The 11,878-nt window shown below is 32.2% G+C and carries 10 protein-coding genes; 7 read left to right on the top strand and 3 right to left on the bottom strand.

Annotated elements, in window-relative coordinates:
* Positions 1 to 89: 89 nt before the first annotated feature.
* Complete coding sequence (locus tag B3792_RS00135; RefSeq protein ID WP_291047223.1) at positions 90 to 1,721, top strand: ABC1 kinase family protein; 1,632 nt, start codon at positions 90 to 92, stop codon at positions 1,719 to 1,721.
* Between the two features lie 75 nt (positions 1,722 to 1,796).
* Here B3792_RS00135 and B3792_RS00140 read toward each other — a convergent pair whose 3' ends face one another.
* Positions 1,797 to 3,296 (bottom strand): OmpA family protein, encoded by a 1,500-nt coding sequence (locus B3792_RS00140; RefSeq protein ID WP_291047221.1) that lies wholly within the window; start codon positions 3,294 to 3,296, stop codon positions 1,797 to 1,799.
* A 65-nt stretch (positions 3,297 to 3,361) separates the two neighbouring features.
* On the bottom strand, positions 3,362 to 3,814 hold the full coding sequence (smpB, locus tag B3792_RS00145) for an SsrA-binding protein SmpB (RefSeq protein WP_038332657.1): 453 nt from the start codon (positions 3,812 to 3,814) through the stop codon (positions 3,362 to 3,364).
* A gap of 66 nt (positions 3,815 to 3,880) precedes the next feature.
* Here smpB and B3792_RS00150 point away from each other — a divergent pair, with 66 nt between their 5' ends.
* From B3792_RS00150 to B3792_RS00175, 6 genes are all read left to right on the top strand, one after another.
* The gene (locus B3792_RS00150; RefSeq protein WP_038332655.1) at positions 3,881 to 5,503 is read left to right on the top strand and encodes an ABC-F family ATP-binding cassette domain-containing protein; all 1,623 of its coding nucleotides are present in this window, start codon (positions 3,881 to 3,883) and stop codon (positions 5,501 to 5,503) included.
* Positions 5,504 to 5,599: 96 nt separating this feature from the next.
* The gene (locus tag B3792_RS00155) at positions 5,600 to 5,866 is read left to right on the top strand and encodes a hypothetical protein (protein ID WP_291047219.1); all 267 of its coding nucleotides are present in this window, start codon (positions 5,600 to 5,602) and stop codon (positions 5,864 to 5,866) included.
* Positions 5,821 to 6,357: a histidine kinase gene (locus tag B3792_RS00160; RefSeq protein ID WP_291064579.1), complete on the top strand. Its 537-nt coding sequence runs from the start codon at positions 5,821 to 5,823 to the stop codon at positions 6,355 to 6,357. Before B3792_RS00155 ends, B3792_RS00160 begins: the two co-directional genes overlap by 46 nt.
* A gap of 31 nt (positions 6,358 to 6,388) precedes the next feature.
* Positions 6,389 to 6,721, top strand: a complete 333-nt coding sequence (locus tag B3792_RS00165) for a LytR/AlgR family response regulator transcription factor (RefSeq protein WP_291068553.1) — start codon at positions 6,389 to 6,391, stop codon at positions 6,719 to 6,721.
* A 23-nt stretch (positions 6,722 to 6,744) separates the two neighbouring features.
* Positions 6,745 to 7,047 carry a LytTR family transcriptional regulator DNA-binding domain-containing protein gene (locus B3792_RS00170; RefSeq protein ID WP_291068555.1) on the top strand — a complete coding sequence of 101 codons (303 nt, stop codon included), beginning with the start codon at positions 6,745 to 6,747 and terminating at the stop codon, positions 7,045 to 7,047.
* A 98-nt stretch (positions 7,048 to 7,145) separates the two neighbouring features.
* The gene (locus B3792_RS00175) at positions 7,146 to 9,422 is read left to right on the top strand and encodes a cation:proton antiporter (protein WP_291068557.1); all 2,277 of its coding nucleotides are present in this window, start codon (positions 7,146 to 7,148) and stop codon (positions 9,420 to 9,422) included.
* A gap of 89 nt (positions 9,423 to 9,511) precedes the next feature.
* Here the strand turns inward: B3792_RS00175 and gyrB are convergent, their stop codons facing one another.
* A complete protein-coding gene (gene gyrB, locus B3792_RS00180) occupies positions 9,512 to 11,455 on the bottom strand; it encodes a DNA topoisomerase (ATP-hydrolyzing) subunit B (protein ID WP_125349786.1) in 1,944 nt (647 codons plus the stop codon).
* Positions 11,456 to 11,878 lie beyond the last annotated feature (423 nt).

Here is an 11,878-nt window from a genome sequence, read left to right on the forward strand (position 1 = left end):
TAATTTTAGATTCAACTCAAAGAAATTTAAGATTTTATAAAGAAATTACACACTTGTTTATTCGTAACTTGTAATCGAATCTCAACTTTATGGATAGTCTAAAGAAAATAAAACGATTTTCTAAAATCGTAAAAGTCGTTTCTAAATATGGTTTTGAAGAAATTCTTTCTCGCGGAAACGATTTATTTCATTCTGACCAAAACAACGAATTTTTCAACCAATCATTCAATCAACGTTTCCGAATGGCTTTGGAAGAACTTGGTCCGACCTATATAAAATTTGGACAATTATTGAGTAATCGAAAAGATTTGGTTCCCGAATCTTTGGTTGAAGAACTAAAAAAATTACAAGATAATGTTCCGCCAGAAGAAATTGACATCAAACAAAAAATTAGAGACGAATTTGGAATAGAACCTGACGAACATTTTCTTTTTATAGAAGAACAACCTTTTGCTGCAGCAAGTATTTCGCAAGTTTATCGCGCAACTTTATTAAATGGTGAAAAAGTTGTTTTCAAAGTAAAACGATCTAATATTCAGAAAATAATTGAATCTGATTTAGCCCTGATTCGAGATATTGTTCATTTTTTGGAAAAAAAATATGAGAAACTTCAAAAATTATTCATTTCTGAAATCGAAAAATCATTTGAAAATTCAATTCTGAAAGAACTTTCATTAACTAATGAATTTCAAAATATTGAACGATTCAGGAAAAACTTCGAGAATAGTAAAGATGTTTATGTGCCAAAAACGTACGAAGATTATTCGAACAACAATTTTCTTTGCATGGAATTCATAGAAGGTTTCAAGGTAAATGATGTTGAACAGTTAGAAGCTTTAGGAGTTGACCCGAAAAAAATCGTACAGAAAGGTTTTGATGTTTATTTGAAACAATTACTTGATGATGGATTTTTTCATGCTGATCCACATCCCGGAAATATTTTTATTTTAAAAGATGGACGTTTAGCTTTTATAGATTTTGGTTCGATGGGAATTTTAGCCATCAACGAAAAAGAAGCTTTAGAAAATGTAGTGATTGATTTTGGATTAAAAAATCCGAAACGAATTGTTCGTTCACTCAAAAAAATGGCAATTAAACATTATATCGAAAACGAAAAACAATTAGAACGTGATATTGCAGATATTTTCGATTATTTAGAATACAATACTGTTGATACGATAGAAGTTCAAATCATCATCAAAAAATTCAATCATATTCTGCAACGAAATCATGTTTTATTACCCGAATATGTTTACATTTTACTACGCGGAATTGCACTTATAGAAGGAATTGGACAACAATTACATGCTGATCTTAATGTACAACGTTCAATGCGTCCGTATGCGGTAAAATTGGCTCGACAAAAATTTCATCCAAAATATTTGAGTAAAAAAGCAATTGATAATTTCAAAGATATTCAAGATTTAATCAACGATTTACCAGAAGACACCTTAAAATTAATTGAAAAAGTAAACAATGATAAATTGGCTTTAAACTTCAAGATTGACCAAATAGATAATATTCAGAAATTAATAAAAGATAGTATCAATAAACTTGTTTTAGCTATTCTTACTTTAGCTTTTGGAATTGGAGCAAGTATGCTTGCGAATACGACTGTTCGTCCCATAGTTTTGGATATGCCGTTACTTTCTTGGATTGGCTATTTGTTATCTATTTTTACAGCTGGTTGCATCATTATATTGGTTTTTAGAAAGAAATAATTTTAATCCTAATTTCATAAAAATAAAATAGCCACCTCAATGAGGTGGCTATTTCTATTGTAAGCTATTCAAGAATTATTTTTTCTTTTTTGTAGCTGGTTTTACAACTTTAGTTTCTGTAACTACCGCTGTTTTTGGTAATACCTCAACACGTCTGTTTTTTTGGTAACACTCTTCAGTGTTTTCAGTACATAATAATTGAGATTTTCCTAATCCACGAGGAGTTAAACGAGCTTTATCAACTCCACCTCTTTCAGCTAAAATATTAACTAACGCTTGAGCACGTTTTAAAGATAATGTTTTGTTGTAAGCATCTTTACCTCTTTGATCAGCATGTCCGTCAATGTAGAAGTTTTTCGCTTTTAAATCATCAGAATTTAAAATTTGAGCTGCTACACGTACGTCTTCGTAAGAAGAAGGAACAATTTTATCAGAGTTGTACTCGAATAAGATGTTAGATAAACGTTTTGCTACGTGAACTTCTGTCCATGGACATCCGTTATTTTCTTTTGGTCCTTTTTCTGTTGGACAAGCATCATCTTTATCTGGAATACCATCTCCATCTGTATCTGGACAACCTTGGAATTCAGCTAAACCATATTCGTTTGGACAAGCATCATCTTTATCTAAGATTCCGTCTCCATCTGTATCTGGCCAAGGACATCCATTGTTTTCTACTGGACCAGCAACTTCTGGACAAGCATCATCTTTATCTGGAACTCCGTCACCATCTGTATCTGGACAACCTTGGAATTCAGCTAAACCAAATTCTGTTGGACAAGCATCATCTTTATCAAAGATTCCGTCTCCATCTGTATCTGGACATCCGTTTGTTGCAGGATCTCCTGTAGCGATACCTGGAGTATCTGGACATGCATCTTCGTCATCAGGAATACCATCATTATCTCTATCTTGTTTTCCGAAACGGAAAGTAACACCTACTGTGTGTTGGAAGAAATCGAAATAATTGTTTCCTCCGTAAGCTGGTAACCAGTTGTAATCAGAAGCAACATTTAAACCGAAGTTCTTAGTAAACCAAAAGTTAATACCACCTCCTAAAGAAGCTACAAAGTGATTTTTCTCTAAATCTTCTGCTTCAGTAATTTGGTATGTACCTCCATTTTCGTTACCGTAGTAAGCTGTCAATGGAAATTGTAATCCTGTGTAATCGTATCTGTGGTAACCAGCACCTACACGGATATATGGATCAAACCAAGAATCTTCTTTTAAGATATAACCATTAGCTAACTTATAACGTAAACCTAAACCAGCGTTAATGAATAACTCATCTTTAATAGCTAATCTGTTGTTATCAACTTCACCTACAGAAGCAGTTAAATCAACATCAAAAGATCTGTTTAAGTTACGAATAATAGATAATTTAGATAAAGGAGGAACGATATCCCAATTATCTGTTTTGAAATACTGGTTGAATGGTCCAGTCACTGAGTTGTGATCAACTGCGTGAGCACCAACTGTAATTGCCCAAGGATTCTTAGAATTCTGAGCATCTACAAAAGAATTACCCGCTAGGAATAATACTACTGCAGATAATAATAGATTAAACTTTTTCATTATCAAATATTTAGCGTTTTAAATATATTAAATTTTACTTAATTTTATACAATTATAAGACAAATTTAAGAATTCTTTATCATTCTATCCAAATCTCTTTTCAAATCTTTTCCTTTTATTGTGTTTCTTTTGTCAAAAAGTTTCTTCCCTTTTGCCAAATATATCTTCAATTTTGCCAACCCTTTATTGTTTATAAATAGCGTGGTTGCTACAATCGTTAATCCAGTCTCTTTCGTTTTGCGTTCTAATTTTCTCAACTCAGATTTTTGTAATAAAAGTTTTCTGTCTCGTCTAGTTTTATGATTAAAGTATGTTCCCCAATCATATTCGTCAATAAACATATTGACAATATAGAGTTCTCCATCCTTCATTTGACAAAAACTTTCGGTAATCGAAGCTTTTCCCATTCGGATAGATTTTATTTCAGTCCCAAATAATTGGATGCCGGCTTCGTAAGAATCTAATAATTCATACTCAAACCTTGCACGTTTATTCTTAATCGTAACTTCTTTCTGCACTTTATTTTATTCCAATTAAAATTTGTAACTTTGCCGGAAGGTCAAACAAACATCATACCAAAAATTATGTTAAATGTTTCTAATTTATCGCTTCAATTCGGCAAGCGTGTACTTTTCGACGAAGTTAATATAAAATTTACAAATGGCAACTGTTACGGGATAATTGGTGCCAATGGAGCAGGAAAATCTACTTTCTTAAAAATATTATCAGGTGAAATCGATCCAACTTCAGGACAAGTTAGTCTTGAAAAAGGAAAACGTATGTCTGTTTTAGAACAGAATCACTTCAAATATGACGAATATACAGTATTGGATACTGTTTTACGTGGAAATAAAGTATTATACGATATTAAAGAACGTATGGATGCTTTATATGCTAAACCAGATTTTTCTGAAGAAGATGGTATCAAAGCAGGAGAATTAGGTGTCGTTTATGAAGAAATGAACGGATGGAATGCAGAATCTGATGCTGCTACATTATTATCGAATGTAGGAATTGATTCGGATATGCATTATACATTAATGGGAGATTTAGATAATAAAGCGAAAGTTCGTATTTTGATTGCTCAAGCTTTATTTGGAAATCCTGACGTGTTAATCTTAGATGAGCCTACCAACGAATTGGACGTTAATACAATTCAATGGTTAGAGGATTTCTTAGGTAATTTCGAGAATACTGTAATCGTTGTATCGCACGACCGTCACTTCTTAGACGCAGTTTGTACGCATATTTGTGATTTAGATTTCTCTAAATTAAACCTATATTCTGGTAACTATACATTCTGGTACGAGTCTTCTCAGTTAGCTGCAAAACAACGTGCGCAACAAAACAAAAAAGCAGAAGAAAAGAAAAAGGAATTACAAGATTTCATTGCTCGTTTCTCTTCTAACGTTGCTAAAGCAAAACAAACGACTTCTCGTAAAAAAATGATCGAGAAATTAAATATCGAAGATATCAAACCTTCTTCTCGTCGATATCCAGCACTTATCTGGGAACAATCGCGTGAGGCTGGTGATCAAATCTTAGAAGTAAACAATTTATCTGCTTCTGTAGATGGAGAAGTTTTATTTAAAGATGCGAACATCAACTTGAAAAAAGGTGATAAAATTGGTATTTTCTCTCGTAACTCGAAAGCAGTTTCTCAATTTTTCGAAATTCTTTCAGGAAAAGCTCAGCCAGATTCTGGAGATTTTACTTGGGGAATTACAACAACACAAGCGTATTTACCTTTAGATAATACAGATTTCTTCAAAGAAGATATCAACTTGGTTGATTGGTTACGTCAATATACAGAATCAGACGATGAACGTCACGAAGAATTTATGCGTGGTTTCTTAGGGAAAATGTTATTCTCTGGAGACGAAGCTCTTAAAAAATCTTCTGTTTTATCAGGAGGTGAAAAAATGCGTTGTATGTTCTCTCGCATGATGTTATTACGTGCAAACGTATTATTGTTAGACGAGCCAACAGGTCACTTAGACTTAGAATCGATTACAGCATTGAATAATTCTTTGGTTAATTTCAAAGGAACAATTTTAATGGGTTCTCATGACCACGAATTGATTCAAACAACTTGTAACCGTATTATCGAGTTAACTCCAAACGGAATCATCGATCGTTATATGACGTATGATGAATTCTTAGATGATCCAAAAGTAAAAGAATTAAAAGCAAAATATTACGCTTAATAATTTCTTTCACCATATTTCTAAAAATCCAGAAGGTTCTACTTTCTGGATTTTTTTATTCATAAATTATTCTATCTTTGAGTTAGAATTTTTCGCATGATTCAACTTCCTACCATATTACTTTATCTCGTTATTGCATTGATTATTTTTCTAATCATTATGATTACATATTTAATCCATTCATTAAAATCTGAGAAAAAAATAAGTCATGAGCAAACGCAACGTTTAGACAATTTATCTACAAAAGTTGATGAGTTAAAATTGGAGTCATACGAAGCAAAATTGAATCCACATTTGTTCAAAATATTCTCAATTCGATTCAATCCAATGCGTACCAAACCTATTATACGATTGATAAATTAGCTAATGTATTGGATTATATTTTGTACGAAAGCAAAGACAATTTTGTGACGATAAAAGATGAAATAGATTTCACTAAAAACTTTATTGAAATTAATAAAGTAAAAGTTTCGCCTTTGTTTGATTTTCAAGTTAAAACGAAAATTGATGAAACTTCACCTTACTATCAAGAAAAAATTATTTTACCTTTATTAAGTATTGATTTTATTGAAAATGCTTTCAAACATACCGATTTTCAACAAGCCAATTCATTTATAAAAATTATGCTTGAACTGAATAATAAATCATTTCAAATTCAGGTAATGAATAAAATTTCTCCAAAAAATAGTTTGAAAAAAGAAACTGGCGGACATGGAAGTCAATCATTAGAACACCGCTTGAAAATGGTTTACGACGACGATTTCTTACTTTCTAAAACTATTGAACAGGATATTTTTGTAGCCAACTTAAAAATAAATTTACATGAGTTTTACACTAAAATGCATACTAATTGACGACGAAATTCTTGGGTTAAAGTACCTGAAAATGTTGTGTGAACAAATGGAAGACATCGAAGTTGTGAAAGCTTATGTTGATCCTGAATTATTCATTAACGAAATCGAAAATCTTGATTTTGACTTTTGTATTTTAGATATCGAAATGCCTAAAATAAATGGTTTACAAATCGCTAATTTATTAAAAGAAAAACCGTTTATTTTTTCCACTGCTTATAAGGAATATGCTGTTGATGCTTTTGATTTAGACGCGACAGATTATATTCAAAAACCAATCAAAAAAGAGCGTTTACAACAAGCTGTTGACAAAGTAAAAAAACGTTTACAAAATAATTTTTCGACACCAAATAATTTTTACAATTAAATTCAGACAAAGGAAAAATTTTGTTGCAGTTTAATCAAATTTTGTACATTACAACTTCTAGTGTTGACAGCCGTGATAAAGTGGTTTATTATCAAGATTTATCGTTCTTAATTTTGAAAAATATCACACTCGATGCATTATCAGAAATGTTACCCGAAAAAGATTTTGTCCGCATCAATAAACGAGAAATAATTAGCTTGCATCATATTAAATATTTTCACTCAGACAATGTTACTTTAGATGTTTTATCAAAAGAAAATAAAGAAATTAATTTGGTGTTAAGTGAAGTTTACAAAGCTAATTTTATTGCTCAAATTTCAATTTGATTACAAAAAAAATCCATTTCATTACATTTTACTCAAGTTTAAAAAATATTGATATTTTTCTGTAAATTAATTTCTGACTTTTGTTAAAAATTAACGCCATGAAAAAATCGACAAGAAATTCTATTTTTTATATAATAACCATTCTACTTTGTTCAATCATGATGTATTTTATTGTGATTAAAGCAGAAGAAATGGAAGCTGGGAAACATGTTGTTCATGCTGCAAATGGAAGCAATTACTTCAATGATTTCATCAACAGTATTACACATAATATTGGACACCCTCTTGCTATTTTATTAGCACAAATTGTGACCATTATATTTACCGCAAGAGTTTTTGGATGGATATTTAATAAAATTGGACAACCAACTGTAATTGGAGAAATTATTGCAGGTATTTTCCTTGGTCCTTCTTTCATTGGAATGCATTTCCCAGAATTTTTCGGAGATCTTTTCCCAAAAGAATCATTAAGAAACTTAGAATTTATCAGTCAAATCGGTTTGATTCTATTCATGTATGTCATCGGAATGGAATTAGACCTTAAAGTGCTAAAGAAAAATGCACAAGACGCCATAGTTATTAGTCACGCGAGTATCATTATTCCATTTACACTTGGTTTAGCTCTAGCTGGATTAATTTATATGGAATTTGCTCCAGAAGGAATTAACTTTCTATCATTTGCCCTTTTTATCGGAATTTCGATGAGTATTACAGCCTTTCCCGTTCTGGCTCGTATTGTACAAGAACGCGGGATTAGCAAAACTCGTTTAGGTTCTATTGTAATTACTTGCGCTGCTGCCGACGATATCACGGCTTGGTGTTTATTAGCCGCGGTTATCGCAATTGTAAAAGCTGGCTCATTCATCAGTTCATTGTATGTTATTTTACTAGCAATTGTTTACGTTATCGCGATGGTTCGTTTCGTTCGTCCTTTCCTAAAGAGAATTGCAGACGTACATTCGAGCAAAACAACGCTTACAAAACCTATCATTGGAATCTTTTTCTTGGTCTTAATTATTTCTTCATACTTAAGTGAAATCATAGGAATTCATGCATTATTTGGAGCTTTTTTAGCTGGAACAATTATGCCTGAAAATGTGAAATTTAGAAATTTATTCATCGAAAAAATAGAAGATGTTTCATTGGTTTTATTACTTCCGCTGTTCTTTGTTTTTACAGGTTTAAGAACACAAATTGGATTATTAGATAGTCCACATTTATGGCAAACTGCGGGAATGATTATTTTGGTAGCTGTAACAGGAAAATTTGTTGGAAGTGCAGTAGCCGCTAAATTTGTTGGGCAAAACTGGAGAGACAGTTTGACCATTGGTGCCTTAATGAATACACGAGGTTTGATGGAATTAGTCGTGTTAAACATTGGATATGATTTAGGTGTCTTAACACCAGAAGTTTTCGCTATGATGGTGATAATGGCTTTGGTCACAACTTTTATGACAGGTCCAGCTTTAGATTTAATCAATTGGATTTTTCGAAAACAAAAGACAGAAAATGAACTTTCTGAAATTAGTCAAAGTCAGAAATATAAAATATTAATTGATTATCAAACACCTGAAAAAGGTGCTGAATTGTTACGAATAGCTAATAGCTTTATCAAAAAACAAGACGAAAACTCACTTGTTTCCGCAATTCATGTGATGAAAAGTAGCGAAGTGCAACATTTCAATCTTGAAGATAGAGAAGCAGAAATTTTTGAACCGATTATTGAGGTTTCCGAAGAATTACATCAAGATGTAACAACCATGTTCAAAGTTTCTACAGATATGGTTTTTGAGACAATTGATATTGCACAAAAAGGTGATTACGATTTGATGTTGATGGGTGTTAGAAATTCTATTTATTCAGGTTCGTTATTAGGAAATATTTTAGGATTTACGACAAAAATTATCGATCCAGATATTTTGATTGGTCAAGTTACTGGAAAAGAAAACATGTTTGATCATTCAATTTTCAACGAAAGAACGAAACAATTATTGAACAAATCAACAGTTCCTGTTGGTGTTGTTTTGGATAAAAATTTCACAAAAGCTGAAAAAGTTTTTCTTCCTCTTTTCGGAAATAAAGATGCCGATTTACTGAAATATGCACAACGTTTAATCTCGAATAGCGAATCTCAAATTATTATTGTAGACGTGAGCGGTTACACAAAACGTCATTCAGAAGTAAAAGAAATTATTCGTAGTATCGAAAATATTGCTCCAAATCATATTAGTCTTTCGTACAAACAACAACTGGATAAAGAGTTTTTAGATGAAATGGATTTGATGATGATTAGTATGAAAAGTTGGAAAAACTTAATCGAAACAAAAAGTATTTGGATTTCCAATGTACCAACAACATTGATTATTTCGGAGTAAATCTTCTTCATTCAAGATTTATATATTCAATTACAAAAAATAAATCCAGCTTAAAAGCTGGATTTATTACTTTATATTATTCAAATCGATTAAACATCAATTTTTGCATAGTGTGCATTTTTCTCGATAAACTCACGACGAGGCGGTACATCATCACCCATCAACATAGAGAACACGCGATCTGCTTCTGTTGCATTGTCAATCGTTACTTTACGCAACGTTCTGTGCTCTGGATTAAGAGTTGTATCCCATAATTGCTCTGCGTTCATTTCCCCAAGACCTTTGTATCGTTGAATTGTAACTCCTTTACCAGAACCATCTGTAGAAAATTCTGCAGTTAAACGTTCACGATCTTTTTCATCCCAAGCATATTCTGCTTTCGCTCCTTTTTTGATTAAATATAAAGGTGGCGTTGCAATGTAAATATGTCCTTGCTCAATCAATTCTTTCATGTAACGGAAGAAGAATGTCAAAATTAATGTCGCGATGTGAGAACCGTCGACATCGGCATCGGTCATAATTACAACCTTGTGGTAACGTAATTTTGAAATATTAAGTGCTTTCGAATCTTCTTCAGTTCCGATTGTTACACCTAAAGCTGTATAAATATTTTTAATCTCTTCGTTATCCAAAACTTTGTGCGCCATCGCTTTCTCTACATTCAAAATCTTACCACGCAATGGTAAAATTGCTTGAAAATGACGATCACGACCTTGTTTTGCCGTTCCTCCGGCAGAATCTCCCTCGACTAAGAATAACTCAGATTCTTCTGGCTTACGAGAAGAACAATCCGCTAATTTCCCTGGCAATCCGCTTCCTCCCATAGGATTTTTGCGTTGTACCATTTCACGAGCTTTCTTCGCTGCCTGACGAGCTTTTGCTGCTAAAATTACTTTATCAACAATTTGTTTTGCTTCTGTTGGATTCTCTTCTAAGAAATTCGTTAACATTTCTGCCACGATTTTATCAACCGCAGGAGAAACCTCAGAGTTTCCTAATTTCGTTTTCGTTTGACCTTCGAATTGAGGCTCCATTACTTTTACCGAAATCACTGCTGTTAATCCTTCACGGAAGTCATCTCCAACGATTTCAACTTTTTCTTTTGCAAGATTAAAGTTTTCTTCAGCATATTTTTTCAATGTACGTGTCAATGCACGACGGAAACCAGATAAATGTGTTCCACCTTCGTGTGTATTGATGTTATTTACATACGAATGTACATTTTCGTTATACGATGTATTGTATCGCATTGCAACCTCAACTGGAATTCCATCGCGTTCACCTTCCATGAAGATTACTTTGTCCATAATAGATTCGCGGCTACCGTCGATAAACTCAACAAATTCTTTTAATCCTTCTTCAGAATGAAAAGTTTCTGTTACAGGATTTCCATCAGCATCTTTTTCGCGTTCATCAACCAATACAATATTGATTCCTTTGTTCAAGAAAGCTAACTCACGCAAACGATTTGCTAAAGTAGAATAGTTATATGTTTGTACTTCTTGGAAAATTGTATCATCTGGCGTAAAAGTTACTGTTGTACCACTTTTATCAGTCGTTCCAACTTCTTTTACATCGTACAAAGGTTTCCCTTTCGAATATTCCTGAATATATTGTTTTCCGTTCTTGAAAACTTCTGCCGATAAATGGTTAGAAAGTGCATTAACACACGAAACTCCAACACCGTGCAAACCTCCAGAAACTTTGTACGTATCTTTATCAAACTTACCACCTGCACCAATTTTCGTCATTACAACTTCTAATGCAGATTTTCCTTCTTTTTTATGTAAGTCGACAGGAATACCACGTCCGTTATCTTCGACACGAATCGAGTTTCCTTCTAAAATTGTTACCTTGATTGTATCACAGTATCCTGCTAAAGCTTCATCAATAGAGTTATCAACAACCTCGTAAACTAAGTGGTGTAATCCTCTAACTCCGACGTCTCCAATGTACATCGATGGACGAAGACGTACGTGCTCCATTCCTTCTAACGCTTGGATATTATCCGCCGTATATGTGTTATTACTCATAATATGTCTCTAACTTTTTAAAACAAACAAATATAGTGAATTTTGACGAGAAAACCTCTTAAAAAGAACTTAAAGTATTGGATAAAATAACGTTTTAAAATTTAATTTTTGGATTAATTCAATAATTATTGTGTTTAAACTTTTTTACTAAGCAAAACGTGATATAACTCTTTAATCTCTTTTTATTTTCATTTTTTTCTTGATAAAAAAACGAAACAAAAAAATCAAGGTTATAAATCTTTGACTAAAAATTATCAACACTTCGATAATGATTTAAAAATTCACATACGTTCATTAAATCATTTATAACCTACGCTTATTCAATTTTATTAACGTCAAAGCTTTAAATACCATTATTTTTAAACCTTAAAAAAAAGAAAAATAGCTGAATAATTAAAAATCACTATTTGAAAGTTTAAACAA

Source organism: Empedobacter sp. UBA5924 (genome assembly GCF_002431085.1).
Classification (GTDB): domain Bacteria; phylum Bacteroidota; class Bacteroidia; order Flavobacteriales; family Weeksellaceae; genus Empedobacter; species Empedobacter falsenii_B.

What these genes read in the sequence shown, in the direction of transcription:
- B3792_RS00150 (WP_038332655.1), top strand. Translation starts at nt 3,881, where the DNA reads ATGTTAAATGTTTCTAATTTATCGCTTCAATTCGGCAAGCGTGTACTT.
- B3792_RS00135 (WP_291047223.1), top strand. Translation starts at nt 90, where the DNA reads ATGGATAGTCTAAAGAAAATAAAACGATTTTCTAAAATCGTAAAAGTC.
- B3792_RS00140 (WP_291047221.1), bottom strand. Translation starts at nt 3,296, where the DNA reads ATGAAAAAGTTTAATCTATTATTATCTGCAGTAGTATTATTCCTAGCG.
- gyrB (WP_125349786.1), bottom strand. Translation starts at nt 11,455, where the DNA reads ATGAGTAATAACACATATACGGCGGATAATATCCAAGCGTTAGAAGGA.
- B3792_RS00165 (WP_291068553.1), top strand. Translation starts at nt 6,389, where the DNA reads ATGTTGTGTGAACAAATGGAAGACATCGAAGTTGTGAAAGCTTATGTT.
- B3792_RS00175 (WP_291068557.1), top strand. Translation starts at nt 7,146, where the DNA reads ATGAAAAAATCGACAAGAAATTCTATTTTTTATATAATAACCATTCTA.
- B3792_RS00155 (WP_291047219.1), top strand. Translation starts at nt 5,600, where the DNA reads ATGATTCAACTTCCTACCATATTACTTTATCTCGTTATTGCATTGATT.